A 25,657-nucleotide genomic window follows, 5' to 3' on the forward strand; every position below is an offset into this window, starting at 1 on the left:
AGGCCAGCACCCCGGAAGTTCCGCCTCGCCCGGTCAGGCGTCCATCAGCGCCCGTGCGGCGGCGCGGGCGGCGTCGGTGATCTGGGCGCCGGCGAGCATGCGGGCGATCTCCTCCTCGCGGTCGGCGGGGGAGAGCACCTCCACGGTCGTCCGCACGCGCTCGCCGTCACCGGCCTTGGCGATCCGCCAATGGGCCTCGGCGCGGGCGGCGACCTGCGGGCTATGGGTGACCACCAGCACCTGCGCGGCCGAAGCCAAGCGCTTGAGCCGCAGTCCCACGGCGTCCGCCACCGCCCCGCCGACGCCCTGGTCCACCTCGTCGAAGATCATCAGCGGCTGGGGACCCGCGCCGCGTCCCGCCAGCGCCGCCTTCAGCGCCAGGGCGAAGCGGGCGAGTTCGCCGCCGGACGCGATGGCGCCCAGGTCGCCGAACGGGGCGCCGGGATTGGTGGCGATCTCGAAGGCGACCCGGTCGCGGCCGTTCGGACCGGCCCGCTCCTCGGGCAGCGGCTCGACGGCGACCCGGAAGCGGGCCTTGTCCAGCTTGAGCGGCGAGAGCTCGGCCATCACTGCCCCGGCCACGCGTTCGCCGGCGTCCGCGCGGCCCCGGCTCAGGACCTCTGTGGAAGCGAGGTAAGCCCCGCGGGCGTCCCGTGCCGCCGCCTCCGCGGCCTTCAGCGCCCCTTCGGCGGACTCCACGGCGCGCAGGCGTTCGGCGAACTTCGCCCTGAGCGCCGGCAGGCCTTCCACGGCGACGTTGAGCTTCCGGGCCAAGCCCCGCAGGTCGAACAGGCGCTCCTCGGCCTTCTCCAGGCGGTCGGGCTCGAAGTCGAAGGCTTCCGCGGCGGCGTCGATCGCGGCTTCGGCCTCTGCGGCCTCGCTCAGCACACGGTCCAGGGCCTCGGCGGCGGCGGCGAGGCGGCTGACGGCCGGACCTTCCGCTCCGGCGCCCGCGCTGAGCGCACGGTCGCGCGCGCGCTCCAGCGCCCGGATGGCCGAGGCGACCTTGCCGCCCAGGCCGTCGAAGGTCTCGCGGGCCGCGCCGATGTCGGCGAGCGCCTTCTCGGCCGCCCCCAGGATGGCGCGCTCCTCGGCGAGCGCCGCCTCCTCGCCCTCGCGGGGGTCCAGCCGATCCAGCTCGGCGAGCCGGAAGGTCAGCTCCTCCACCTCGGCGGCCGAGCGGGCCGCGTCGGCCTTCAGCGCCTCGACCCGGGCCTGCGCCTCGCGCCAAATGGTCCAGGCGTGGGCGACCTCCCGCCCCTGCCCCTCCAGGCCGCCATAGGCGTCGAGCAGCGGGCGATGCGTGCGCGCGTCCAGCAGGCCCACGGTCTCGTGCTGGCCATGCACTTCCAGCAGGGCCTCGCCCAGCTCCTTGAGCACGCCGACGCCCGTGGCCTGGTCGTTGACGAAGGCGCGGCTGCGCCCATCCGCCGACAGCGTCCGGCGCAGGACGAGGTCCTCGTCGCGGGCGTAGGCGAGCCCCTTCTCCTCCAGCAGGTCCCACACAGGGTGCGCCGGCGCCGGCGCGAATACCGCCGTCGACACGGCCTGCGACGCGCCGCGCCGCACGAGGCCGACGTCGCCGCGCGCCCCGGTGGCCAGGCCCAAGGCGTCCAGGATGATCGACTTGCCCGCGCCGGTCTCGCCCGTGAGCGCGGTCAGGCCCGGCCCGATCGAAAGGTCGAGGGCCTCGATCAGCACCACGTCGCGGATCTGCAGACCGATCAGCATGGCGGGGAATGTCGCCGGGAATCGGCCCCCTTTGAAGGCCTAGTCCTTCTTCGTGAAGGGAAGCCGGAAGCGCTTCTTCTTGGGCGCGTCCACGGCGGCGGTCTCGGCGGGCGCCGGCGCCTCGGCCGTGGTGGCCGCTTCGGTCGTGGATTCAGGCGCCGCGGCGGCCGCGGGCGGCTTCACCGTCCGCTGCTTGTCCTTGGTGAACGGCAGCCGCATGAAGCCCCGCCCGCCCGACTTCGGCTCGACGGCCGGCCGCAGGCCCTTGGACGTCAGCAGCTTGTAGGCGTCGTTGTACCAGGGATCGCCCGGGTAGTTGTAGCCGAGCACCGCGCCGTTCCGCTTGGCTTCCTCGAGCAGGCCCAGCGTCAGGTAGGTCTCGACCAGGCGGTACAGCGCCTCCGGGGTGTGGCTGGTGGTCTGGTAGCGATCGACCACCGTCTTGAACCGGTTGGCGGCGGCCAGGGTGTCGCCGTTGCGCAGGTACCAGCGGCCGATGGTCATGTCCTTGCCGGCCAGCTGGTCGTTGACCATGTCGATCTTCAGCCGGGCGTCCGACGCATACTCCGTGCGCGGATAGCGCTGCACCACGTCCCGTAGCGCTTCCAGCGCCTGGGCGGTGGCGGCCTGGTCGCGGTTCACGTCGACGATCTGCTCGAAGTAGCAGATGGCCTTGATGTAGTGGGCGTAGGCGGCGGTGGGGTTGCCCGGGTAGAGCTGGATGAACCGGTCGGCGTCGCCGATCGCCTCGGCGTAGTCGTTCGACTCGTAGTGGGCGTAGGCCTGCATCAGGATCGAGCGGCGCGACCATTCCGAATACGGATGCTGACGCTCGACCTCCTGGAAGTAGGCGACCGCCTGGGCCCACTGGCGACGGTCGAGCCGGTTGGCCCCTGTGGCGTACAGCAGTTCCACCGGCCGCTCCTCGTAGGCGAGGCGCGGCTTGTTCTTCTTGTTGCTGGAGCAGGCCGACAGGGCGAGCGCGCACGCTGCGGCCACGAGTACGACGCGACTGGATTTGCGGACCAAGAACACCTTCACCTCAAGACCGGCGCGCGCCCCAACGCGTAAGAGTCGCTATCTACACTACGACTTGTGGCGAGCAAACGGCGCGCCGGGTCGCAGCGCGCGGCTTCAGAGGGTCTGGCGAAGGCTCTCCACCTGCTCGGCATGGGTGGCTTTCGGCCGTTCCACGCCCAGCTGCTCGGTGATCATGTCCGAGAGCGACGGCAGGGTCGAACGATCCACGCGGTGGCTGTCGCCCCAGAGATCGGCGCGCATCAGCGCCTTGGGACAGTGCAGGTAGGCCTCGCGCACCTCGACCCGCAGCAGCGACTTCGGGACCTTTCCGAACTCGGTGAAGCCCGCCGCGAGCGCCTCGTCGACCACCAGGCTTGCGCGGCCGTTGACGCGGTAGATGTCGTCGACGCCGGGGATCATGAACATCATCCCCACCTCGCCCGAGCCCTCGGCCACATTGCGCAGCGAATCCAGTCGGTTGTTTCCCGGGCGATCGGGCATCAGGAGGCTCTTCCCGTCCTCGGCCACGTGGACGAAGCCCGGCCCGCCGCCCCGCGGAGAGACGTCGACGGCGCCGTTCGCCCCCACGGTCGCCAGGGCGACGAAGGGCGAGAGCTCGATGAACCGGCGGCCGTGCTTGTCGACCCAGCCGATGTCCTTGGCCACGGTCAGCGGATGGGGCGGCTTGTAGAGCTCGTCGAGCTGGGCGCTCGCATCATCGGGCATGGCGCACCTCCGGCGCGCATTAGGCCCCAGTTGCGAACCGTTCGCAAGAGATAGCTGGCAGGGCGTCGCCGACGACGATGTCTGCCGATCAGACCGCTTCGCGGAGGTCCTCGACCAGGGTGCGCACGCGCCACGCGTCGGGCCGGGCCAGCAGCGCGCGGACCAGGGCGTTGTTGAGGCCGTGCCCCGCGCAGACGCCTTCGAACCGGCCGAGGACCGGACCGCCCAGGACATAGAGGTCCCCGATGGCGTCCAGCGCCTTGTGGCGCACAAACTCGTCGGGCCGGCGCAGCCCCTCGGGGTTCAGGATCACATCGCCGTCCAGGACGACGCAGTTCTCCAGGCTGCCGCCGCGGGCGAGGCCCATGGCGCGCAGGGCTTCCACGTCGCTCAGGAAGCCGAAGGTCCGGCAGTCGGCGAGTTCGGCGCGGAAGGCGGCCTCGTCCATGGGGAGGTCGACGCTCTGCCGGCCGATGGCCGCGCTGTCGAACACGATCGTGAACGCCACCTCGAAGCCGTCCGCCGGAGAGAGGCTGGCGCGCTTGTCGCCTTCGGTCACCTCGACCGTGTCGAGGATCTCGATGTAGCGGCGCGGCGCCTCCTGGGTCCGCAGCCCGGCGCGGTCCAGCACCCGCACGAAGGGCGCGGCCGAACCATCCATGATCGGCATTTCGGGGCCATCGACCTCGACCACGGCGTTGTCGACGCCCAGCATGGCCAGCGCGGCCATCAGGTGCTCGATGGTCGAGACCGTCACGCCGGCGGCGTTGCCGATGACGGTGCCCAGCTGGGTCTTGCAGACGGCCTCGCCCGCCACCGGGATCGCGTTGTCGCGGTCCCTCACGTCGGTGCGCACGAACACGACGCCGCTGTCGGCGGGCGCCGGGCGAACGGAGACGCGGGTGTACTCCCCGGTGTGGACGCCGATCCCGGCGAACAGCGCCGGCGACCGGACGGTATGTTGGAACGCGGCCAAGGCGGACCTTCCTGCAACAACGCGGCGCGAAGCCGACCTTTGCCCCCAACGCGCTGGCTAAGCTGGTTGATGCACCGCAGCAAAGCACTTCGTGTTTCGCAATGTTTCGGTGAACCGAGCCTTAACGGCCTCGCCGCCGGGCCCTTGATTCTACTGCGCAAATCGGCGGCAGGGCGAACGTCGCCAGCCGCTTCGCGGACCGCTCAGACCGCCGGGTAGAGCTGCGTGCCCACGAGGTTGCGCGACCGGTCGAGAACGCGCACCTGCACGGCGCGTCCCAGCGGCGCGATGCGGTCGGCCAGGCGCTTCGCGTACGCCTCGGCCCGCGCGCCCGACCTGAACACAAGCGGTTCGAGGCCGGTGCAAAGCACCGCCCACCCCTCGGCCAGCGGCGACACCCAGATGATGCGGCTCGACATGCGAAACCTCCCGGAGTGGGCTCCGGGAGGTTCTAACAGACCCCGCTTTTCAGCGGAGTGACGATTTCGCGACCGTTTCTAGTTCGCCAGCCGGCGGAGGAACGACGGGATCTCCAGGTCCTCGTTCTGGTCGGCCACGTCCTCGGGCGCCTGGGCTTCGAGCGGCTGCGCGCCGCCGCGGCTCGGCGCGGGGGCCGGGCGCGGCGCGGGGGCGGCCTCGCGCGCGGCCGGAGCCGGCGGGGCGTCGAAGCGCGGACGCCCGCCGAAGATCGAGAGGAACCCGCCGCGCGGCTTTCGCGGCTCGAACGCCGGCTCCGCGAAGAGCGGCGCGTCGTCGGTGTCCTTGTCCTCGGCCGCGGCGGGGTCGACGATCCGCGTGAGCGGCGCAGGCTCGCTGGCGGCGGCCAGGGGCTCGCTCCGGGCTTCGGCCGCCAGCGGCGGCGCGAAGATGTCGGGCTGCTCCTCTTCGCGCGCGGCCTCGGCCTCGAACGCGGACACGGCGGCGACCGGTTCCAGGACCGGCGCCTCGGCGACCGGCTCGGGTCGGGGCGTCACGGTGGCGCGCAGCGGCTCCACCGACAGCGAGCGGCGCTCGATCTTGGGCTCGATGGCGGCGATCGAGGCGCCGTCCATGCCCGTGGCGACCACCGACACGCGGACCTTGCCTTCCAGCGTCGGGTCGAAGGCGGCGCCGAAGATGATGTTGGCCTCGGGGTCCACCTGCTCGGAGATGGCGTTGGCCGCCTCGTCCACTTCCAGGAGGGTCATGTCGAGACCGCCGGTGACGTTCACCAGGACGGCCTTCGCGCCCTTCAGCGACACCTCGTCGAGGAGCGGGTTCTGGATGGCGTTCTGGGCGGCCATCAGCGCGCGGTCCTCGCCGTTCGCCTCGCCCGTGCCCATCATCGCCTTGCCCATCTCGGTCATGACCGTGCGGACGTCGGCGAAGTCGAGGTTGATCAGGCCCGGCAGCACCATCAGGTCGGTGATCGAGCGCACGCCCGAGTGCAGGACCTGGTCGGCCATGCCGAAGGCCTCGGCGAAGGTCGTCCGCTCGTTGGCGACACGGAACAGGTTCTGGTTGGGGATGACGATCAGGGTGTCGACGTAGCGCTGCAGCTCGCCGATGCCGGCGTCGGCCAGGCGCATCCGGTGGCGGCCTTCGAAGTGGAAGGGCTTGGTCACCACGCCGACCGTCAGGATGCCGCGCTCACGCGCGCACTTGGCGATGATCGGGGCCGCGCCCGTGCCCGTACCGCCGCCCATGCCGGCGGTGATGAACACCATGTGCGCGCCGTCCAGGTGCTCGCCGATCTCGGGGATGCTCTCCTCGGCCGCGCTCATGCCCACTTCCGGGTGCGCGCCGGCGCCGAGGCCCTGGGTGACCTGCACGCCGAGCTGGATGCGGCGCTCGGTCTTGGCGAACTGGAGCTGCTGGGCGTCGGTGTTGGCCACGACGAACTCGACGCCCTCGAGGCCGGCGTCGATCATGTTGTTGACGGCGTTGCCGCCCGCCCCACCGATGCCGAACACGACAATTCGAGGCTTCAACTCGGTCGCGCGCGGCGCGGACAGTGAGATGGTCATGGGACGCTTCGTCCTTCCCCAGTTTTGCGGTCTAGCGCGCCCGGCACCCCTCGCCCGGCGCACCCGGAGTAACGATGCGTTAAGTACGCGCCGACACCCTTAATCGAGTGTTAACCGCATACATTGAGTCGGAACTGGATCGAGCTTCGCCTAAGGGGATTTTCGCAGGCGCCGCCAAGGAAACGCGAACAGCTCAACAGTAACGCTGCGGCGCTGTGCCTCGCGGTCTCGGGCGAGGCTCCGAGCCCCCTCGGGCTAGAGGCCCAGAGCGGCCTTCACGGCGTCCCACGACACGAGCTTGAAGTTCTGCTTCGCCCCGGGCGGCCCGTCATCGACGTCGTCCTGCATGACGATGAGACCGTTGGCGAAGGCGCCCGCGAGTCGGCCCTGAGCGGCGACCCCGTCGGTGCCGGTCACCGCGTCGACCCCGTTGCCGGCGACCACGCTGAAACGGCCGTGATAGACGGTCTGCGCCTCGCCGACGTTCCAGACCGCGAAGGCCGAGTCGCCCTGGCTGGAGGCGATCAGCCAGGCGCCGGCGTCATCCTCGAGCAGGGCGAGGCCCTCGACGTCGGGCATCAGCATCTGGGACGGCGCCTCGGCGATCAGCTCCGGCGCGGGCTGGCCCAGGCCCAGGTCGAAGCGCCACACGCCCCTGGCCTCCTCGCCCAGGTAGAGCTGGCCCCGCGCGTCGTCGGCGACGCAGCCTTCCGGCTGGGACGCGACCGCGAAGCGGCGCTCCTCGACCACCTGCGCAGACCCGTCGGCGCGCGCCGAGACCCGCAGCTGGCGCACCTGGCCGTCCGTGCCGTTGACGATCATGAGGAACGCCTCGCCCCGCCGGGCCAGGCACAGGCCGTAGGGTTCGGCCAGATCCACCGGCACGGCGCTCCACAGGGTGAGCTTCAGGCTGTCGGGATCGAGGAAGAACAGCGCCGCGCCGGCGCCCGGTCGGCCCCGGTCCGAGGCCGCCACCAGCACCCTCTGCCCCGCCGGCGTCGGGAAGCCGTCGCGGATGTCCACGTTGTTGGGCCGCCCGCCGGGCAGGAACTGGAGCGGCTGTCCGGCCAGGTCGTAGACATGGAGACCGGCCCCCTTGTCGGTCCCGATGATCACGCCGCGGCGGCGGTCCCTGGAGTCCACCCAGATCGCCGGGTCGTCGGCGGCGTCGCGGCCCCCGCCCCCGATCGCCGGCGTCTCGGCGGTGGCGAGCACGGGCTTGCCGGCCCCGACCGTCTGGCCCCGCGAGTCGGAGACAGCCTCGGGATCGAGCGTCGCACAGGCGCCGAGGGCGAGGCTCGCGGCCAGAAGGAGAGCGGCGATGCGCATGGCCGCCGTATGGGCCGCCGTCGCCGACAGTTTGATGACACCCCCATGACAGACGGGCTCTCGCCGCCGCAGCGCGACCGGAATCGCCACCGGTGTCGGCATTCCGTCACGCGGCCGTTCAGGTTCCGTCGTGAAGCTTCGCTATCGGCCCTCCGCAAAGAGGGGCTGAATGACATGAACCACAACTCGATCCTGCGCGGCGCGCTCCTGGCGTCTGTCGCCTCCTGCATCGCCGTCCAGCCCGCCTGGGCCGAGGCCGAGGCGTCGGCGGTGGACGAGGTGGTGGTCACCGGCAGGCCGATCGCCGAGTCCGAGGCCGCCGCGCTGAAGGTGCAGCGGGAGTCTCCGTCGCTCGTGAGCGTGATCGCCGCCGATGCGGTCGGCCGGTTGCCGGACCAGAACATCGCATTCGCCGTGGGCCGGTTGCCGGGACTGGCCGTCGAGCGCGATCAGGGTCAGGCGCGCTACGTGAACCTGCGGGGCGCGAAGCCCAACTGGACGACGGTGGCGTTCGACGGCCTGACCATCATCAGCCCCGAAGGCCGCCAGACGCGCTTCGACAACATCCCGTCCGCGATCGCGAGCCAGATCGTGGTCTCGAAGGCCGTGACGCCCGACATGCCGGGCGAGACGATCGCCGGGAACATCAACATCGTGACCCGCAGCCCCTTCGACCACGCCGGCGCGTTCGTCGACGCCAAGGTGGAGCTGGGCTACGTCGAGCTGGGCGGCGGCGAGGAGTCGAACGTCAGCGTCGTCTATTCGAACCGCTTCCTGGACGACCGGCTGGGACTGCTCGCCCAGGTCTCGCACTACCACCGCAACATGGTGACCGATAACTGGGAGACCGATCCCTACCAGACGGCGGGCAACGGTCGCGATCAGCGCCCCGGGTTCGAGAGCCGCCGCTGGGCGCGCGAGTTCGAGAACAAGATGTACCGGCTGACCCGGGAGAACGTCGGCGCGACGCTCAAGCTCGAGTACGAGCTCGACGAGAACAACCGCATTTTCGCCAGCTCGGTCTTCACCCAGTACGACGACGAGGAACTGCGCAACAACTACATCTTCCGCATGGACAACGGCGCCGCCAACACGGGCGCGTCGGCCTGTCCCGCCACCCCGGCCCCGATCACGACCAGCGGCTTCGCCGACATCTGCGTCTCGGGCAACACGCCCCAGAAGGGGGTCGTCTACGGCGCCCAGATCACGTCCAACACCCGCAGCGGCGAGACCACCGAGTACACCTGGTCGAACACGCTGGGCGGGCGCCATGCCTGGGGCGGCTGGGACATCGACTGGCGGCTCAACTACAGCCAGACCGAGGACGGCCAGGACATCTCGTCGGTGGCGAACTTCGCGAGCCCCAGCGATCCTGCCCTGCGACCGACGGTCGAGTACGACTTCACGGACCGCAACAACAACACCGTGCGACTCTACCGCACCGTCGTGACGAACGGCGTCCGGTCGCGGGGCGCGCCGGTCACCTTCATCGACGACTTCCAGATTCCCCTGGTGACCGGAAACAACGCGGCCATCACCACCATCGACGCCGGCGACCCCACCTTCGCCTACACCGCCAAGTTCGACGCGGCGCGCGACCTGGAAGCGTTCGGACTTCCCGTGCGGCTCAAGTTCGGCGGCGAGTTCACGGCGCGGACGAAGAAGCACGAGGAAAAGACCTACGCCGCCACGGCCGCCCAGCTCGCCGCCGCAGGCCGGACCTTCGCCTACGATGCGATCCGCAACCTCAAGCCCTACCAGGCGGAACTCGGCCTCGGATATGCCTTCAACTACTACACCAAGGTCGACCAGGACCGCCTTGCCAACGACCTGCTGCGGGCGGGCGTGCTGGTTCGTCAGAACACCAACGCCAACTACTTCCGCGTCCAGGAGGAGATCCTGGCCGGCTACGGCATGGCGACCGCCGACATGGGCTGGGGTTCGGTCGTGGGCGGGCTGCGCCTCGAGCGCGCCCGCAACTCTGGCGAGGCGTTCGCCACCGTGGCGGGCACGACTCAGCTCGTGCGCGCCACCAACGACTACGTGCTGGCCTTTCCCAGCCTGCATGTGAACTGGGACCTGAACGACGAGATGAAGGTCCGGGTGGGCCTCACCACCGGCGCCGCGCGGCCCGACTTCGACGAACTGCGGCCCAACCTCACCGCCAACGACACGCTGCAGACCATCTCCGGCGGCAATCCGGACGCCCGGCCTGAAAAGGCGGTGGGCGTCGACGCCTACTTCGAGTGGTACATGACGCCGCGGGGCTTCCTGTCGTTCGGCGTCTACTACAAGGATCTGAAGGACGTCCTGTTCACCCAGTCGGGCGTTTTCGGGCGCGACACGCTGAACTTCGGCGGCGTGGACCGCTCGGGCTACACGCTGACGACGCTGCGCAACGGCGGCTCGGGCCACCTGCTGGGCGCGGAAGCCGCGATCCAGCAGTCGCTGGACTCCTACCTCGAAGACAACGCCGCCGTGCCCGACTGGGTTAAGGGCTTCGGCGTCCAGGCCAACCTGACGCTCAACGACAGCGAGGTCACGGTCCCGGCCGTGGGCAACGTTCCGACCCGGAAGGTCCCGCTGATCGGCTCGTCGGACGTCGTCTACAACGTCGCCCTGATCTACGAGCGCTATGGCTTCTCGGCGCGCCTTGCCTACCAGTGGCGGTCGAAGTGGATGCAGTCGATCGGCGACTACCAGACCTTGAACGGCAAGGTCGTGCCCGTGACCAACGGCGACGTCTACTGGAACGACGACGAGGAACTCGACCTGTCGCTCCGGTATCGGATCAGCGACCGACTGCAGTGGTCCCTCGACGTGGCCAACATCACCAACGATCCCGGACGCCGCTTCGCCGACGACGAGGCGTACCCGATCGAGTGGGAGCGGTTCGGCCGGCGCTGGATCATGGGGATCAGCTACACATTCTGAACCAACGCCGACCATCGGCCGCCCCGGGCCTACCTCGGAGGTAATTGAACCTCGGGCGGGTCTGCGGGCATCCATGGGCCTCCATAGGCGGGAGGCGACGGATGACGGGGTTCAGGATCCTGCTGGCGGCGATGTGGGTGACGCTGCTGGTCTACACGGGCATGGTGATCGCCGAGCACGGCATGGGGCTCGTGCCCATCTTCTTCGGCGACATCGCCAGGATGGCGTGGCCCGGCCAGTTCAACCTGGACTTCCTGCTGTTCCTGATGCTGGCGGGCCTCTGGACCGCCTGGCGCAACGACTTCTCGCCCCTCGGGCTCGCCTTGGCGCCCGTGGCGCTGTTCGGAGGCGCGGGCTTCATGCTGCCCTACCTGCTTCTCCTGACGGTGCAGACCGGCGGCGACATGCGCGCCGTGCTGCTGGGGCGTCGACGCGCCGCCGCGGGCTGAGGCGTACGCTCCGGCGCTCGGAGCCTCAGCGGCCCGTGAACACGGCGGGCCGGCGTTCCAGGAAGCTGGCCACGCCCTCCTTGTGATCCTCGGAGGCGAAGCACTCGGCCATGGCCGCGAGATGATGCGTCATGTGTTCGGCCACATCGCGCTCCAGGCCCTTCCAGACGAGTTCCTTGGCCCGCGCGGCCGAGAAGGGCGAGGTCTTGAGATAGAGCCGCGCCTCGGCCCGCGCCGCCTCCTGCAGCGCCTCGGGCTCGACGACCTGGTGCGCATAGCCGATGCGCAGCGCCTCCTCCGCCTCCAGGAACGCGGCGGAGAACAGAAGCCGCAGCGCCCGCTGCGGGCCGATGAGCCGCGGCAGCAGCCACGATCCGGCGCCGGTGTCCGGGACCAGGCCGCGCTGGCCGAAGTTCCACGCGATGCGGGCGCGGGTGGACATGATCCGCACGTCGCACTGGCTGGTGAACTCGGCCCCCATGCCCATGGCCGCCCCGTCGATGGCCCCGATGACCGGCTTCGGCAGCCGCATCAGGGGCCAGGCCAGCGCGTCGGACCCGCTGGAGCGTGTGCCGGACCGGGAGCCTCGCTGATCGCTGGGCGTGTCCTGCAGGTCCGAGAGGTCGGTCCCGGCGCAGAACGAGCCGGGGACGCCGGTGACGATGAGGACCCGCGCCGCCGGATCGGCGCCGACCCGGGCGATCGCCTCGTGGAAGGCGCCCAGCATGGCGTAGGTCATGGCGTTGCGCTTCTCGCCGCGGTCGATCGTGAGCGTGGCGATGCCTTCGCCGTCGATGTCGAGCCTGATGTGATGTGCCGTCATGGCGCGCCTCCCGGATGGCCGGAGATCACGCTAGAGACTGCGCGCGCCCCGCGTAAACGGGTCCCCTACGGAAGCTGACGCCAGAACGGCTAGAGGTTGTCGCGCAGCCAGGCCGCGGCCTTGGCCACGGGGTTGGCGCGCGGATCCAGCGGGGCGCGCTGGAGCTTGGCCGACGAGAGCTGCTTGGACGACACCGCCTCGCGCGGCCCGAAGGCGGCGCGGTGCAGGATGCCGGCCGCCGCGGTGAAGGCGGGCCCCGATGCGGCGTCCGCCAGATGCGGCACACGGCGGGGGCGTCCCAGCCGGACGGGACGGTCGAACACACGCACGGCCACCTCGCGGACGCCAGCGAGCTGGCTCGCGCCGCCGGTGAGCACGATGCCCGCGCCGGGCTCGACCGGCGCGCCGGCCGCCTTCAGCCGGTCGCGCAGCAGCTCCAGGGTCTCCTCCACGCGCGGGGCGATGATGCCCTTCAGCAGGCTGCGCGGCGCGACGACCGGACCCGCGCCCGGATCGTCGCCGCGCGGCGGGGCCTCGATCATCTCACGGTCCTCGTTGGCCGAGGCGATGGCCGATCCGTGCAGCGTCTTGATCCGCTCGGCGCCGGCGATGGAGGTCGAAAGGCCGCGGGCGATATCCTGGGTCACGTGCTGGCCGCCCACCGGCACGGTCTCCACGTGCACCAGCGAGCCGCCGCGGAAGACGGAGGCCGAGGTCGAGCCGCCGCCCATGTCGATGCAGATGGAGCCGAGGTCCATCTCGTCCTCTTCCAGCGCGGCGAGGGCCGAGACGAACGGAGCGGCGACCACGCCTTCCAGCTGCAGGTGCGCGCGCTCGACGCAGGCGCCCAGGGTGTTGAAGACCGTCTCGGCCACCGAGACCACCAGCAGCTCGACGCCGAGGGTCTTGCCGAACATGGCGCGCGGGTCGCGCACACCGCCCTGCCCGTCCACCGCCCAGGCGATCGGCAGGATGTGGACGGCCCGGCGCCCCGGCAGCTTGATCTGGGCGAGGGCGTTCTGGATGGCGCGGACGAGGTCGCCATCGGCGATGGGACGGGCGCCGATGGAGACGCGCCCCTGCACGCGGCTCGAGGTGAGCTGGCCGCCGGCGGTCGCCACGGTCACGCCCTGGACGTTCACACCGGCCACGTTCTCGGCCCGCTCCACCGCCTGCGCGATGGCCTCGGAGGCTTCGTCGAGGTTGACGATGGCGCCGCCACGGATGCCCCGCGACTGGACGTAGCCCACGCCGCAGGTGGTCAGGGTGCGATCGCCGCGCCGCACGCCATCGGGCTTCATGATGAAGCAGGCGACCTTGGACGCGCCGAGATCCACGGCGGCGATCAGCTTCGGGGGTGCGAGCGCGGCCTTCAGGCCCTCACGGCCGTCCTTGCGGGCGACGTCCTTTTTCGGCTGGTCCTTCATCGCTGGGCGTTCGGCGGTCTTGAGCATGGGGGGCACTCGGGTTCTCACGCGCCTTCAGCCGGGGGCTCGGCGGGCGCGGCGGCGGTGACGGCGGGTTCGGAGACGCGGGGCCTGACGGCCACCATGTCGGGGTTGCGCAGGTCGATGCGCTCGAAGCCGAGCTCCAGGATGCGCGAGCGAAGGTCCAGCTGCTCGAGCTGCATCAGGGCGGCCTCTTCCTCGACCGCGGGGAGCTGGATCAGCGATCCGTCCTTCAGCCGCAGGTCCCAGCGCCGGTCGTCGACCCGCACGAGAGCCTCCAGCCGCGCCATCAGCTTCGGCCGCTGCGCCAGCGTCGGCAGGATCTCGCCGGCGTGCCGGTCGCCGCCGGCGCCCACCACCAGCGGCAGGTTCGCGAACCGGGCGGGATCGGCCTCGCGGATCACCTGGCCTTCCTGGTCGATCACGACGCTCTTTCCCGCGTGCTGCCAGACCGCCAGCTGCCGGCGCTCCTTCACGGTGATCACCAGGGTGTCGGGCAACAGGCGCACGACCTGCGCCTCCTTCACCCAGCCCACCCGCTCGACCCGGCCCTTCAGCGCGTCCAGGTCCATGCCCAGCAGGGGCTGGTCGCGGTAGACGCCCGCGGCCTTGACGATATCGGGCGTGGCCATCGCTGAGGCGCCCTGGACGTGCACCGTCCGCAGGGCGAAGCCGGCCTCGCCGAAGCGGCCATCCACGCCCGCGCCGATGGCGTCGGCCAGCATCTGGCCACGGCCGCCGGTGGCGAGGACGCCGGTGACGGCGAGCGTGAGCACGCCGGCGGCGATCATCAGAACCTGCTTGGGAGAAACGCGTCCCTCGGAAGGCCTCGCCGTCCCTTCGCCCGCCTTGCCCCGGTTCGTGGGGCGTTTCGGCGGACCGGCGGGACCCTTACCCCGGCTTGCGACTCGCGATCCCCCCCGCACCGCCGCGGGCATAAGCGTCCTCCACGATCCACAGCACCAACCGGTCGAAGTCCACCCCGCCCGCCGCGGCCTGCTCGGGCACGAGCGAGGTGGGCGTCATCCCCGGCTGAGTGTTCACCTCAAGGAGGACCAGAACATCGTTAATGCCGTCATAACGAAGGTCCGACCTGGTAACTCCGCGACAACCAAGCGCGGCATGGGCCATCTCGGACATCTTCTTTGCTTTTTCAGAGACATGCGCGGGGATTCGTGCAGGCAGGATGTGCTGCGATCCGCCAGCCTCGTACTTGGCTTCGTAGTCATAAAATCCCGTCCGCGGGACGATCTCGGTGACCGTCATCGCCTTGCCGTCCATGACGCCGACAGCAAGCTCCAGCCCGGGGATGTAGGGCTCGATCATCACCTCTTCGCCGAAGGTCCAGCCGGGAGCCACGATCTCCTGCGGCGGGCGATTCGCGCCGTCGAACACCAGGAAGACGCCGACCGAGCTGCCCTCCGCATTCGGCTTCACCACGTAGGGGGGCGGCATCACATGTTCGCGAGCCGCCTCGAACCGGTTGAAGAGCCCGCCGCCGGGCACGTCGACGCCCGCCGCCGCCAGCACCGCCTTGGCCTTGGCCTTGTCCATCGCCAGGGCGGAGGCGAGCACGCCGCAGTGGGTGTAGGGCAGGCCGAGGGTTTCCAGGACGCCCTGCACGCAGCCGTCCTCGCCCCAGGCGCCGTGCAGCGCGTTGAAACAGACGTCGGGCCCCAGTCCGACCAGCACCTGCGCCACGTCCCGGCCCGCGTCCACGCGGCTGACCCGGGCGCCCAGCCGCTCCAGGGCGGCGGCGCATTCACGCCCGGAGACCAGGCTCACCTCCCGTTCGGAGGACAGGCCGCCCATCAGGACGGCGACGTGATGCCCGGATAGGGGACCTGCCATGTGCGACTCGCGGGTGCTGGGAAGCTCGCCCTGCGGGTGGAGCCTGGGCCTCGCCGGGTCAAGTGAGGTTTCGGCGCCATTCCGACGCACCCCGCGGCGAGCGCCGGCCACGCCGCGTCCAATCGCCTTCCGCGCCGATCGCGCAACCGCGGGGGGAAATAAGCGCGCGAGGCGGGAAAGCAGCCTGATCAACACCCTACAAACGGAGATTGAGGCCCCGCGATGGGCCTTCCACCCTGGGCGCAAGTCCTGCCCGGCCCAACGAGGTCGTCGCACGCAGGAACATCGGTCGATGGGGGACCAGAAGATGAACCACGCTATCCGCATGTCCAGCCTGGCGCTCGGCGGCGCCCTGACGCTGTTCGCGTCCGCCGCGCAGGCCGAGAATGTGATGACCTGGAGCAATGCCCAGGCGGGCGTGGCCACCTGCGTCGCAGGACAGACCTGCAACCGGCCGGGCGGTCCACGGATCCTGGCGCGCGAAGTCGACACCGAGGCGAACGAGACCTCGATCGGAGCGTCGGTGCGCTACGTCGATTACGGCCCGTCGCCCTTCTACGGAGAGGCTTTCGCCTCGGCGGAAGCGGGCGAGGGCCTGCTCGGCCTGCCGGTGCTGAAAGCCTTCGCCAGCGGCGGCTTCTCCGGCGGCGGCGCGTCGCCGGTCGTCACGTCCATCGACGTCGCCTCGGTGCAGGCCATCCAGGGCTACACCAACACCGGCGAGACGGCGCTCGCCATCCCGCTCAACGCGTTCCGCGGCCTGGTCGACTTCGTCGCAGCCGGGAACCCGATCGGCGGCCGCGTCGGCGCGAACATCGCGGTGACCACGAGCGCCATTCTGGATCCGTTCGTGGCGGCCGAGTACTGGCGGCGCTCGAGCGACCTTTCCGGGGGCCAGTGGACGGGAAGCTGCGGTTCGACGGGTGCGCTGGCGGTGGGCACGGCTTCGGTCCAGCCGCTCAATGCGCCGAACACGACCCAGTACCTGGGTCTCGCGGCGACCTCGTGCAGCGGCGCAGAGACCTATGTCCTCAATCCCGGCGAAAGCTTCTACGTCTGGGCGACCCTGGGCGTCCTGCGCAGCGGTCCCGGGGTCACCGACGCGAGCCACACCTTCAACATCACCATCGCGCCCGAGTATGAGGCGCAGGTGACGAACGAGCTCGCGCCGCAGCTCGCGGTGGCCGACGGCGCCAACCTGGCCATCCCGGTGGCGGCCATCCCCGAGCCGACCACCTGGGCCTTGATGATCCTCGGCTTCGGCGCCGCGGGCGCGGCGCTGCGGCGGCGGCGAATGGCGGCGCCGACGGCCGGCTGACCTCTCACGGTCGGCGGCGGAGGCCTGCGGCCCTGCGCCTGGGTCAGTTGCGCCGTCGCCGCCACCGTGACGCGAGCCAGAACGCGAAGGCCAGTCCGCAGCCGGCGAGGATGCCTGCGGTAAGGTCGTGCAGGAGCGTCAGGCCGAACGTGACCAGCAGCACGGCGGCCGGCCGCCATTGCCTGAGCAGGGCTGCGAACTCGTCCTTCTCGGCCATGTTCCAGGCCACGACCAGCAGCAAGCCCGCGAGGGCGGCCAGCGGGATGCCGCTCGCCAGGGGCGCGGCCAGCAGCATGAAGCCCAGCAGGAATACGGAATGAAGGATCCCCGCCACGGGGCTGCGCGCGCCCGCGCGAACGTTCGTGGCGGTGCGCGCGATCGTCCCGGTGACCGCGATGCCGCCGAAGATCGCCGAGGCGACGTTCGCGAGGCCCTGCGCGACCAGCTCCATGTTCGAGCGGTGCACGCGGCCCGTCATGCTGTCGGCGACCTTGGCGGACAGCAGGCTCTCCAGGCCCCCAAGGAGCGTGAACGACAGCGCGACCGGCGTCAGCTCGAGCCATAGCCGCGCATCGAACGCGGGCAGGCGCGGCGCCGGCAAGCCGCTCGGGATGGCGCCGAAGCGGCTTCCGATGGTGTCGACGGGAAGGTGCAGCAGTGCGGCGGCCCCGGTGGCTGCGATCACGGCCACCAGCATGCCCGGCCAGGCCGGGCGCCAGCGCTTCAGGGCCAGGACGACCACGGCCGCGCCCACGCCCACCGCGAGGGCGTAGGGGTTCCACGTGGGAGCGGCGTTGGCGAGCGCGGCGAGCTTCGCCAGGACCGGGCCGGGCTCGGCGCCCTCGAGTCGCAGGCCCGCCAGGTCGCGCAGCTGGCTCGCGGCGATGGTCACGGCGATGCCCGCCGTGAAGCCCACGGTCACGGTGTGCGGCACGTGGCGGATCAGCCGGCCCAGCCGCAGGGCGCCCACCAGGGCCAGCATGACGCCCGAGAGCACGACCGTCACCGCCAGCCCCTCCGGGCCGTGACTGGCGACCGTGGCGGAGACCAGCACGATGAAGGCTCCGGCCGGGCCCCCGATCTGCACGCGACTGCCGCCCAGGGCCGAGACCAGGAAGCCGCCGACGATCGCAGTGACGAGGCCTTGCGCCGGCGACACGCCGGACGCGACCGCGATGGCCATGGAGAGCGGCAGCGCCAGGACCGCGACCGTCAGCCCCGCTATGGCGTCCCGGCGCAGGGCGTCGAGGCCGTAGCCTTCCGCCAGGGTCGTGGCGAGCTTCGGCCGGTAGAGGTGCGAGGTTGCACTCCCGTCGGGCACGAACACAGGATGACCCTTCGGCTCGCCCTTGGGAATGACGCAGATCAACCCTGCCGGCGGCCGCGTCTGCCCTTCCCGACGCGCGCTACGAGATGCGTTCGATCAGCCGGCCCTCGGTGTCGAGCACGAAGGCGTCGGGCATGTGGAGGCTGCGCCAGAGGTCGTGGGCGTCGCAGTCCAGCTTTTCGCCGAGGTACATGCTGAGCACGGTGCCGTGGGTAACGGCGAGCAGAGGCGCGCCCTGGTGCCGGGCCAGCGCGGCGGCCAGCCGTTCGGCCGCCTCGTGCGCCGTCTCCTGCCCGCCCACGGGCTCGGAGGGCTTGGCGAAGACCGCCGCGATCCGCTGGCGGAAGGCCTCATCGGTGCCGAACGACAGGTGGTGACGCTTGTGCTCGTGCAGGCCGGGATCGACCTCCACCGGCAGGCCCGCGCGGGCAGCCAGCACCTGGGCGGTCTCGAGGGCCTTCGGCTCAGGGCTCGAGACGATGGTCGTGGGGGCGTACTCCAGGATCCGGTCGGCCAGCTTCTCGCACCCGGCCCTGCCCTCCGGGCACAGCGACCAGGTGGTGGACGGCGTCGCCGGATCGATCGCGGGCCGCCCGTGCCGAACGAGGATCAGGGCCGCCTGCGCCACGGTCAGGCCCTCCCGATCCGCTTGATCTCCCAGTGGAGATCGATGCCCGTCTTCGCCTTCACATCGGCGCGCACGGCCTCGCCCAGGCCCTCGAGGTCGGCGGCCGTCGCCTCCCCGGTGTTGATCATGAAGTTCGCGTGCAAGGGCGAGAACATGGCTCCACCGTACAGCTTTCCGCGCCATCCCGCCTCATCAACCAGCTTCCACGACGAATGGCCCGGCGGATTCTTGAAAGTTGATCCGCCCGTCTTCTCACGGATGGGCTGGGTGGTCTCCCGGCGGGCGGTGATCTCGTCGATCCGCGCCTGTACGGCGGCCGGTTCGTCGGGGCGACCGCGGTAGGTCGCCTCGACCCAGATGACGTCCGCCGGCGCCTGCGAGTGGCGATAGGTGTAGCCGAAGTCGGCGAGCTGAAGCTCTTGGCGCTGGCCCCTGCGGTCGTAGCCCCAGGCCGACACCAGGATGTCCCTGGTCTCGCCGCCGTAGCAGCCGGCGTTCATGGTCAGCGCGCCGCCCACCGTCCCCGGGATGCCGGCGTAGAACTCCAGCCCCGCCAGACCCGCCTTCGCGGCGGCCCGCGCGACCGCCGCATCCAGCGCCGCCGCGCCGGCCTTAATGGTGTCGCCTTCGACGGTGACGCCGGCAAACGACCGGCCGGCCAGGCGGATCACGACGCCCGGCACGCCGCCGTCGCGGACGATCACGTTCGAGCCGACCCCCAGCACGGTCACCGGGACCTGCGCCGCCAGCGCCCTAAGGAAGTCGCGAAGGTCCTCGTGGTCGGCCGGCAGGAACAGCACCTCCGCCGCCCCGCCGACGCGGAACCAGGTAAACGGACCCAGCGGCTCGTCCCGCAGCAGCTTGCCGCGGACTGGCGGGAGGGAGTCGCGCCAGTCCGTCACGCGCCCAGGGCTTCCAGCTCGCCGGGCAGCGCATAAGCCCAGCTCGTGATGTCGCCGGCGCCCAGCAGGACGACCAGATCGCCCCGCGCCGCCTCCTCCCGCACCATCGCGGCCAATTCGGCGGGCGAGCCCAGCGGCAGCACCCGGCGGTGGCCGTAGCGGCGCAGGCCCGACACGAGGCCGTCCTTGCTGGCGCCGTCGATCGGCTGCTCGCCCGCGGCATAGACGTCGGCCACGATCACCGTGTCGGCGTCGTTGAAGCAGGCGCAGAACTCGCTGAAGAGGTCGCGCAACCGCGTGTAACGGTGCGGCTGCACCACGGCGATCACCTTGCCCTGAGTCACGGCGCGGGCGGCCTTCAGCACCGACGCGATCTCCACGGGGTGGTGCCCATAGTCGTCGACCACCCGCACGCCGTTCGCGACGCCGGTGGTGGTGAAGCGCCGGCGGACGCCGCCGAACTCCTTCAGGCCCTTGCGGATCGCGGCTTCGTCCAGGCCCAGCTCCCGCGCCACGGCCACCGCGGCCAGGGCGTTCAGCACGTTGTGGTGCCCGGCCATGGGCATGTGGAGGCCCGAGAACCGGAGCGGATCCCCCTCGTGCGGCCGGATCGCCACATCGAAGTGCGCGCCGTCCGGCCCCATGGTGATGTTCTCGGCCTTCACTTCGGCCTGCGGGTTGACCCCGTAGGTGACCAGGCGGCGGTTCTCGACCCGCGCCGCCAGGGCCTGCACCTCGGGATGGTCGGTGCACACCGCGGCGAAGCCATAGAACGGGATGTTCTCGACGAAGTCCTGGAATGCCTTCTTCACGGCGTCGAACTCGCCGTAGTGGTCTAGGTGCTCGGGATCGATGTTGGTAACCACGGCGCAGGTCGACTTGAGCTTCAGGAAGGTGCCGTCGCTTTCGTCTGCCTCGACCACGATCCAGTCGCCCGCGCCCACCTTGGCGTTGGTGCCGTAGGCGTTGATGATGCCGCCGTTGACCACCGTGGGATCCAGGCCGCCCGCGTCCAGCAGCGAGGCGATCATGGAGGTGGTCGTGGTCTTGCCGTGGGTGCCGCCCACCGCCACCGAGAACTGAAGCCGCATCAGTTCGGCCAGCATCTCGGCCCGCCTGACCAGCGGCAGGCGCTTCTCGCGCGCCGCCACCATCTCCGGATTGTCGGCCTTCACCGCGGTCGAATAGACGACGGCGTACGCGCCTTCGACGTGGCCGGCGTCGTGTCCGATGAAGATCTTCGCGCCCAGGCGCTGGAGCCGCTCGGTGTTGGCGCTGGCCTTGGCGTCCGAGCCCTGCACCGTGTAGCCGGTGCGCATCATGATCTCGGCGATGCCGCTCATGCCGATGCCGCCGATGCCGATGAAGTGCACGGGGCCGATTTCGAAGGGGACGGGACGGCGGTTCATGACCGCGTGCTAGCCCATCTCGCGGGCCGCCGGAACCACGTCATTCGACGTGAGGCGCGGGATCACGCCCCGATCTGCTTGGCGAGCACCTTGGCGAGCCCCGCCACGATGCTGCGCCGATGGTCGGCCTCTGCCGGGCTGGTGGACCGCAGGAGCGGGAGCGCTTCGACATGCACCAGGATGGCCCGCGCATCCGCCACCACGTTCGGCGCCGTCGCCTTGGCGAGGCCATTGGCCACCGCCGACAGTTCCTCCAGCCCGTAGGCGCCGGCCACGCAGGCGATGTCTGCGGCCACCTCGCTGAGGCGAATCAGGTTCTCCGCACTCGTCCCCCCGCTGCGGCCGAGGGCCTGGGCCGAGGCGATGGCCTTGTCCAGGCCCTGCAGGGCCGTGGCGCGATGCTGGGCCAGATTCTGTTCGGCCGCCGCCATCGCGGTCTCGAAGTTCATGCCTGTGGGCTGGTCGAGGCAGCCCTTAAGTCGGCTCTGCATGCTCACGCGTCCGTCCAGGTTTCACCGGTTCGGCGCCGCTTCCGCCGTCGCGACCCACAGGATCCTCTTCAGGAGCGTCGTCGGGGAGAACGGCTTCACGAGGATGAAGTCTGCGCCGCAGGTCTTCACGCTCGTCACGAAGTCGACGCTGGGATTGACCGCGGTGCCGATGAGCGCGGTCGACCGCTGGGTGGCCGCGTCGATCTCGCGGATGCGCGCTATGAGATCGGTATCTGGCTCGTCGTTGGCGCCGAGGTCCGCCACGACGAGCGCGGGTCCTGCCGGTCCGGCGTCCAGCGCGGCCGGCGTCACCTCGCCGCTCAGCCGCGTGAACTTCCGGAATCCGAAGCCCATCAGCATCTGCACGAGGATCTCGGAGTAGCTCTCGCTGCGCTCGACGACGAGCACGCGCGCTTCGCTGAAGTCGAAGCAAAGGCTGGGACTGATCTCACGGAACACGCGTCACCCTCCCTCGACGCGCCTATGACGATCCTCAGTCTCCGCCTGATTCTCCAATAAGCGGTAAATGAGCCCTACACCACCAGCAGTACCCCTAGGGGGCTCAGGCGCCGGCGGTCTTTTCCACGACGTCGGCCAGCCGCTCTGCGGCGTCCGGGATGGCGACCGAGCGGGAGGCGGCCGCCATCTTGGCGAGGCGGGCGGGGTTGTTGAGCAGGATCGTTAGCGCGCTCGCCAGGCTCTCCACCGTCAGCTGGGCCTCGCGGGCGATCTCGGCGCCGCCCGCGTCGGCGAGCAGCTTGGCGTTCTGCCCCTGGTCGTCGTCGATGGCGATGGCGAGGGGCACGAGGATGGCGGGCTTACCCGCGACGGCGAACTCGCAGACCGTGCCGGCCCCGGACCGGCCGATCACCAGGTGGGCGTCGCGCAGGCGGCTCGCGATGTCGCGGAAGAAGGGAGCGATCTCGGCGTCCACCAGGGAGTCCCGATAGGCGCGCCGCGCCGTGTTCATGCTCTCGGCGCGGGTCTGCTGCACGATCTGCAGCCGTTTGCGCAGGTCCTCCGGCAGGGCCTTGACCGCCTCGGGCACCAGTTCGGAAAGCAGCCGTGCGCCCTGGCTGCCGCCGGTGACGAGCAGGCGGACCGGCCCGTTCGGCTCGGGCGGGATGTACGTCAGGTCCGCCAGGGCGCGGATGGGGGGACGCACCGGGTTGCCGACGACCTGCGCGCGCGCCGCCACCTTCTCGGGCGCCTTCTTCAGTGTCGGAAACGCGCATGCGACCGTCTGGACGTGCGGCGCCAGCATGCGGTTCGCGCGGCCCATGACGGCGTTCTGCTCGTGGATCACCGTCGGACGGCGATCCAGGATCGCCGCCACCAGGGCCGGCGCGGAAGGATAGCCTCCGAAGCCCACCACCACCTTCGGCGCGATCTCGCGGAAGACGGCGCGCGCCTGCAGCACGCCACGGGACACCGCGAAGCCCGCGCGCATCATGCCGATCGGGTCGCCGCGCTTGAAGGTGGCCGCCGAGAGGCCGATGCGCCGCTCGGCCGGGAAGTCCTGTGCGAGGCCGGCCACGCGCTCGTCCGACGCCAGCACGATCCCCCACCCGCGCGCGATGAGCGCCTCGGCCAGCGCCTGGGCGGGGAACAGGTGTCCGCCGGTGCCCCCGGCCGCGACGACGGCGATCTTACGCATCAGACCTCAAGAGTAGGCCCCCGCCTTCGCCAACCCAGCATCCGGGGAGTAGGCCCCAGGACGGCGCCGGGTCAACGCCAGGGCCAGCCCCATCGTCAAGCCCATCGCCAGCATCGACGACCCGCCGTAGCTGATGAAGGGCAGGGTCATGCCCTTGGTCGGCATCATGTTGAGGTTGACCGCCAGGTTGATGATGGCCTGCTGGCCCACCAGGACGAACAGCCCCGCCGCGGCCACCTGCTCGAAGGGATCCGTCAGCTTCATCGCGCGCTGCAGACCGCGTACGACCACGAAGGCGAAGAGCGAGATCACCAGCAGAAGGAAGACGAGTCCGAACTCCTCGGCGCCCACGCTCGCCGCGAAGTCGGTGTGCAGGTCGGGCACCTTGCGCTTCATGACGCCCTCGCCGGGCCCGCGTCCGAAGAGCCCGCCCGCCGCCTGGGCCACGGCCGCCGCGTCCACCTGGTGGGTGTCGGCCTTCTCGGGCGAGAAGAAGCGGTCCACGCGGCTCTGCACGTGGGGGAACAGGAAGTAGGTCGAGCTCAGCCCTGCGATCGCGGTCGCGCCCAGGAGCATCACCCAGCTCATGGGCACGCCGGCCATCCAGAAGGCGGCCCCGAAGGCCACCGTGATCAGCACGGTCTGGCCGACGTCCGGCTGGATCAGCAGCAGCCCGATCGAGACCGCGAAGAGCCCGAAGGCAATGGAGACGCCGGGCACCCCCTGCCCCTTCTGTCCCTCGGCGAACATCCACGCCACGAGGATCACCAGCGCGGGCTTCATGTATTCCGAGGGCTGGAAGGTGAACCCGCCGAACTCGATCCAGCGGGTCGCCCCCTTGGCGTTGTGGCCGATGAACGGCAGGGCGATCATCACGGCGATGGCGGCCAGCCAGATGAAGAACGCCGCCCGCCGCACGCCCCTCACGTCCAGCATAGAGACGCCGACCAGGATCACCACCGCGCCCAGGGCGAACACGCACTGGCGCACGGCGAAGTGGAACGGGTCGCCGATGTTCATCCGGGCCGCCGCCGCGGGACTGGCCGCGAACGCGATGACCACCCCGATGGCGATGAGCATGCCCACCACGCCCAGCATCCAGCGGTCGACCGTCCACCACCAGACGCCCAGCGGCGAGCGGTCGGAGCGCGGGAAGGCGTGGTGGTTGGTGCTGGGCGTCGTGGTCGTCATGCGGCCCCCACGGTGGTGTCGGACGCCGTCTGGCCGGCGGCGATGGCGTTGACGGCGGTGCGGAAGGCCTCGCCACGCTGCTCGAAATCGGCGAACTGGTCGAACGAGGCGCAGGCCGGCGACAGCAGGACGATGGCGTCCCGGCCGCTCGCGGCGGCGTCGCGGAAGGCCGCCTCGGCGGCGGCCGGGATCGTGCCGCACCTGGCCGCCGCGACCCGGCCTTCCAGCGTCGCCGCGAAAGCGTCCGACGCCTCGCCGACGAGATAGGCCTTGATGACTCGCGGGAAGAGGTCGGCCAGGTCCTCGATGCCGCCCGACTTCGGCTGTCCGCCGACGATCCAGTAGACCTGGGGATAGGAGCCGAGCGCCTGGCGCGCCGCATCCGCATTCGTGGCCTTGGAGTCGTTCACGAACCTCACGCGGCCGACGACGCCGACCGTTTCCATCCGGTGCGCCAGCCCGGGAAAGGTCATCAGTGCGCGCGACGCCACGCCGGGATCGATGCCCAAGCCCTTGGCGGCGGCGTAGGCGGCGGCCGCGTTCTGCCAGTTGTGCCGGCCGGGCAGCGAGCGGGCGCGCTTCAGGTCGGCGACCTCCACCGCGCGCTCGCCCGAGGCGTCGTACAGCAGGCCGTCGAGCACATAGACCCCGCGGCTCATGGCCTTGCTGGCCGAGATGGGAACGATGGTCCGGCGGTTGGCCGCCGTGGTCTCGGTGCAGATGCGCTGGCCCCAGACGTCGTCCACGCCGATGACCGCCGTGTCGCCGCGGCCCTGGTTGCGCAGGATCCGCTTCTTGGCGGCGACGTAGCCTTCCATGTCGCCGTGCCGCTCGAGGTGATCGGGCGAGATGTTGAGCAGGACGGTCACGTCGGCCTTCAGCGACGACGTCAGGTCCAGCTGATAGGAGGAGAGTTCGAGCACATAGACGGCGCCGCCGTGCATGTCCTCCAGGCTCAGCACGCCCGTGCCGATGTTGCCGCCGATGCGGACGTCGCGGCCGGCCTCGGCGCAGACGTGGCCGATCAGCGCCGTCGTCGTCGACTTGCCGTTGGTGCCGGTGATCGCGATGATCTTCGGGCGCTTGTGCGGCGCGGCGGCGTTCACGGTGCGGGCGAAGAGCTCGATGTCGCCCAGGATCTCGACGCCCTCGCGCCGGGCGCGCTCCACGGTCCAATGCGGCTTCGGGTGGGTCAGCGGCACCCCGGGGGACAGCATGAGGGCCGCAAGCCCGCTCCAGTCGGCCTCGGTCAGGTCGGTGAGCGTGAAACCCTCGGCCACAGCCTTCTCGCGCGTCGCGGGGTTGTCGTCCCAGAGCGCCACCGTCGCGCCGCCGGCCATCAGGGCGCGCGCCGCGGCCAGGCCCGTGCGGGCGAGGCCGAACACGGCGACGGTCTTCCCCTCGAATCCGCGGACCGGAATCATGACGGCGTCGCCGGCCC

The 25,657-nt window shown here is 70.8% G+C and carries 22 protein-coding genes and 1 pseudogene; 3 read left to right on the forward strand and 20 right to left on the reverse strand.

Going from position 1 to position 25,657, the window contains the following annotated elements:
- Positions 1-33: 33 nt before the first annotated feature.
- The 7 genes from recN to AC2D8W_RS03670 form a co-directional block, all read right to left on the reverse strand.
- The gene (gene recN, locus AC2D8W_RS03640; protein WP_484670372.1) at positions 34-1,731 is read right to left on the reverse strand and encodes a DNA repair protein RecN; all 1,698 of its coding nucleotides are present in this window, start codon (positions 1,729-1,731) and stop codon (positions 34-36) included.
- 39 nt (positions 1,732-1,770) lie between these two features.
- Positions 1,771-2,730, reverse strand: a complete 960-nt coding sequence (locus tag AC2D8W_RS03645) for an outer membrane protein assembly factor BamD (RefSeq protein ID WP_484670373.1) — start codon at positions 2,728-2,730, stop codon at positions 1,771-1,773.
- 135 nt (positions 2,731-2,865) lie between these two features.
- On the reverse strand, positions 2,866-3,477 hold the full coding sequence (locus AC2D8W_RS03650) for an MSMEG_1061 family FMN-dependent PPOX-type flavoprotein (RefSeq protein ID WP_484670374.1): 612 nt from the start codon (positions 3,475-3,477) through the stop codon (positions 2,866-2,868).
- Positions 3,478-3,565: 88 nt separating this feature from the next.
- Positions 3,566-4,453 (reverse strand): UDP-3-O-acyl-N-acetylglucosamine deacetylase, encoded by an 888-nt coding sequence (gene lpxC, locus AC2D8W_RS03655; protein WP_484670375.1) that lies wholly within the window; start codon positions 4,451-4,453, stop codon positions 3,566-3,568.
- Between the two features lie 203 nt (positions 4,454-4,656).
- Complete coding sequence (locus AC2D8W_RS03660; RefSeq protein ID WP_293485390.1) at positions 4,657-4,872, reverse strand: hypothetical protein; 216 nt, start codon at positions 4,870-4,872, stop codon at positions 4,657-4,659.
- Between the two features lie 78 nt (positions 4,873-4,950).
- A complete protein-coding gene (gene ftsZ / locus AC2D8W_RS03665) occupies positions 4,951-6,459 on the reverse strand; it encodes a cell division protein FtsZ (RefSeq protein WP_484670376.1) in 1,509 nt (502 codons plus the stop codon).
- Between the two features lie 255 nt (positions 6,460-6,714).
- Positions 6,715-7,788, reverse strand: a complete 1,074-nt coding sequence (locus tag AC2D8W_RS03670) for a phytase (protein WP_484670377.1) — start codon at positions 7,786-7,788, stop codon at positions 6,715-6,717.
- A 174-nt stretch (positions 7,789-7,962) separates the two neighbouring features.
- On the opposite strand from AC2D8W_RS03670, the gene AC2D8W_RS03675 reads away from it, so the two are divergent.
- Complete coding sequence (locus AC2D8W_RS03675; RefSeq protein WP_484670378.1) at positions 7,963-10,722, forward strand: TonB-dependent receptor; 2,760 nt, start codon at positions 7,963-7,965, stop codon at positions 10,720-10,722.
- 101 nt (positions 10,723-10,823) lie between these two features.
- Positions 10,824-11,171: a hypothetical protein gene (locus tag AC2D8W_RS03680; protein WP_293482161.1), complete on the forward strand. Its 348-nt coding sequence runs from the start codon at positions 10,824-10,826 to the stop codon at positions 11,169-11,171.
- A 25-nt stretch (positions 11,172-11,196) separates the two neighbouring features.
- Here AC2D8W_RS03680 and AC2D8W_RS03685 read toward each other — a convergent pair whose 3' ends face one another.
- From AC2D8W_RS03685 to AC2D8W_RS03700, 4 genes are all read right to left on the reverse strand, one after another.
- Positions 11,197-11,994 (reverse strand): enoyl-CoA hydratase/isomerase family protein, encoded by a 798-nt coding sequence (locus AC2D8W_RS03685; RefSeq protein WP_293482162.1) that lies wholly within the window; start codon positions 11,992-11,994, stop codon positions 11,197-11,199.
- Between the two features lie 89 nt (positions 11,995-12,083).
- Positions 12,084-13,421 (reverse strand): cell division protein FtsA, encoded by a 1,338-nt coding sequence (gene ftsA / locus AC2D8W_RS03690; RefSeq protein ID WP_484670546.1) that lies wholly within the window; start codon positions 13,419-13,421, stop codon positions 12,084-12,086.
- Positions 13,422-13,465: 44 nt separating this feature from the next.
- The gene (locus AC2D8W_RS03695; protein ID WP_484670379.1) at positions 13,466-14,380 is read right to left on the reverse strand and encodes a cell division protein FtsQ/DivIB; all 915 of its coding nucleotides are present in this window, start codon (positions 14,378-14,380) and stop codon (positions 13,466-13,468) included.
- Positions 14,334-15,293: a D-alanine--D-alanine ligase gene (locus AC2D8W_RS03700; RefSeq protein WP_484670547.1), complete on the reverse strand. Its 960-nt coding sequence runs from the start codon at positions 15,291-15,293 to the stop codon at positions 14,334-14,336. Before AC2D8W_RS03700 ends, AC2D8W_RS03695 begins: the two co-directional genes overlap by 47 nt.
- Before the next feature lie 1,204 nt (positions 15,294-16,497).
- On the opposite strand from AC2D8W_RS03700, the pseudogene AC2D8W_RS03705 reads away from it, so the two are divergent.
- Positions 16,498-16,611 (forward strand): annotated as a pseudogene (locus AC2D8W_RS03705) (PEPxxWA-CTERM sorting domain-containing protein); the annotation flags it as partial.
- Between the two features lie 43 nt (positions 16,612-16,654).
- Here AC2D8W_RS03705 and AC2D8W_RS03710 read toward each other — a convergent pair.
- From AC2D8W_RS03710 to murD, 9 genes are all read right to left on the reverse strand, one after another.
- Positions 16,655-17,932, reverse strand: a complete 1,278-nt coding sequence (locus AC2D8W_RS03710) for a SulP family inorganic anion transporter (protein ID WP_484670380.1) — start codon at positions 17,930-17,932, stop codon at positions 16,655-16,657.
- Positions 17,933-18,017: 85 nt separating this feature from the next.
- Positions 18,018-18,566 (reverse strand): histidine phosphatase family protein, encoded by a 549-nt coding sequence (locus AC2D8W_RS03715; RefSeq protein ID WP_484670381.1) that lies wholly within the window; start codon positions 18,564-18,566, stop codon positions 18,018-18,020.
- Between the two features lie 2 nt (positions 18,567-18,568).
- The gene (gene murB / locus AC2D8W_RS03720; protein WP_484670382.1) at positions 18,569-19,468 is read right to left on the reverse strand and encodes a UDP-N-acetylmuramate dehydrogenase; all 900 of its coding nucleotides are present in this window, start codon (positions 19,466-19,468) and stop codon (positions 18,569-18,571) included.
- The gene (gene murC / locus AC2D8W_RS03725) at positions 19,465-20,877 is read right to left on the reverse strand and encodes a UDP-N-acetylmuramate--L-alanine ligase (protein ID WP_484670383.1); all 1,413 of its coding nucleotides are present in this window, start codon (positions 20,875-20,877) and stop codon (positions 19,465-19,467) included. The genes murB and murC overlap by 4 nt, the downstream gene beginning before the upstream one ends.
- Positions 20,878-20,939: 62 nt before the next feature.
- Entirely contained in the window at positions 20,940-21,368 is a 429-nt protein-coding gene (locus tag AC2D8W_RS03730) for a hypothetical protein (protein WP_293482171.1), read from the reverse strand.
- A 21-nt stretch (positions 21,369-21,389) separates the two neighbouring features.
- Positions 21,390-21,827 (reverse strand): response regulator transcription factor, encoded by a 438-nt coding sequence (locus AC2D8W_RS03735; protein WP_293482172.1) that lies wholly within the window; start codon positions 21,825-21,827, stop codon positions 21,390-21,392.
- Between the two features lie 103 nt (positions 21,828-21,930).
- A complete protein-coding gene (gene murG / locus AC2D8W_RS03740; protein WP_293482173.1) occupies positions 21,931-23,025 on the reverse strand; it encodes an undecaprenyldiphospho-muramoylpentapeptide beta-N-acetylglucosaminyltransferase in 1,095 nt (364 codons plus the stop codon).
- Between the two features lie 6 nt (positions 23,026-23,031).
- Positions 23,032-24,216 carry a peptidoglycan glycosyltransferase FtsW gene (locus tag AC2D8W_RS03745; protein WP_484670384.1) on the reverse strand — a complete coding sequence of 395 codons (1,185 nt, stop codon included), beginning with the start codon at positions 24,214-24,216 and terminating at the stop codon, positions 23,032-23,034.
- Positions 24,213-25,640: a UDP-N-acetylmuramoyl-L-alanine--D-glutamate ligase gene (murD, locus tag AC2D8W_RS03750; RefSeq protein WP_484670385.1), complete on the reverse strand. Its 1,428-nt coding sequence runs from the start codon at positions 25,638-25,640 to the stop codon at positions 24,213-24,215. Before murD ends, AC2D8W_RS03745 begins: the two co-directional genes overlap by 4 nt.
- Positions 25,641-25,657 lie beyond the last annotated feature (17 nt).

Source organism: Phenylobacterium sp. T106 (assembly GCF_057219735.1).

Excerpts from the sequence above, each read along its gene's own strand:
- AC2D8W_RS03730 (WP_293482171.1), bottom strand. The coding sequence starts at position 21,368 with ATGCAGAGCCGACTTAAGGGCTGCCTCGACCAGCCCACAGGCATGAAC.
- murG (WP_293482173.1), bottom strand. The coding sequence starts at position 23,025 with ATGCGTAAGATCGCCGTCGTCGCGGCCGGGGGCACCGGCGGACACCTG.
- AC2D8W_RS03675 (WP_484670378.1), top strand. The coding sequence starts at position 7,963 with ATGAACCACAACTCGATCCTGCGCGGCGCGCTCCTGGCGTCTGTCGCC.
- AC2D8W_RS03685 (WP_293482162.1), bottom strand. The coding sequence starts at position 11,994 with ATGACGGCACATCACATCAGGCTCGACATCGACGGCGAAGGCATCGCC.
- ftsA (WP_484670546.1), bottom strand. The coding sequence starts at position 13,421 with ATGAAGGACCAGCCGAAAAAGGACGTCGCCCGCAAGGACGGCCGTGAG.
- AC2D8W_RS03695 (WP_484670379.1), bottom strand. The coding sequence starts at position 14,380 with ATGCCCGCGGCGGTGCGGGGGGGATCGCGAGTCGCAAGCCGGGGTAAG.
- AC2D8W_RS03680 (WP_293482161.1), top strand. The coding sequence starts at position 10,824 with ATGACGGGGTTCAGGATCCTGCTGGCGGCGATGTGGGTGACGCTGCTG.
- AC2D8W_RS03650 (WP_484670374.1), bottom strand. The coding sequence starts at position 3,477 with ATGCCCGATGATGCGAGCGCCCAGCTCGACGAGCTCTACAAGCCGCCC.
- ftsZ (WP_484670376.1), bottom strand. The coding sequence starts at position 6,459 with ATGACCATCTCACTGTCCGCGCCGCGCGCGACCGAGTTGAAGCCTCGA.
- AC2D8W_RS03670 (WP_484670377.1), bottom strand. The coding sequence starts at position 7,788 with ATGCGCATCGCCGCTCTCCTTCTGGCCGCGAGCCTCGCCCTCGGCGCC.
- recN (WP_484670372.1), bottom strand. The coding sequence starts at position 1,731 with ATGCTGATCGGTCTGCAGATCCGCGACGTGGTGCTGATCGAGGCCCTC.
- murD (WP_484670385.1), bottom strand. The coding sequence starts at position 25,640 with ATGATTCCGGTCCGCGGATTCGAGGGGAAGACCGTCGCCGTGTTCGGC.
- AC2D8W_RS03700 (WP_484670547.1), bottom strand. The coding sequence starts at position 15,293 with ATGGCAGGTCCCCTATCCGGGCATCACGTCGCCGTCCTGATGGGCGGC.
- AC2D8W_RS03660 (WP_293485390.1), bottom strand. The coding sequence starts at position 4,872 with ATGTCGAGCCGCATCATCTGGGTGTCGCCGCTGGCCGAGGGGTGGGCG.
- AC2D8W_RS03745 (WP_484670384.1), bottom strand. The coding sequence starts at position 24,216 with ATGACGACCACGACGCCCAGCACCAACCACCACGCCTTCCCGCGCTCC.
- murC (WP_484670383.1), bottom strand. The coding sequence starts at position 20,877 with ATGAACCGCCGTCCCGTCCCCTTCGAAATCGGCCCCGTGCACTTCATC.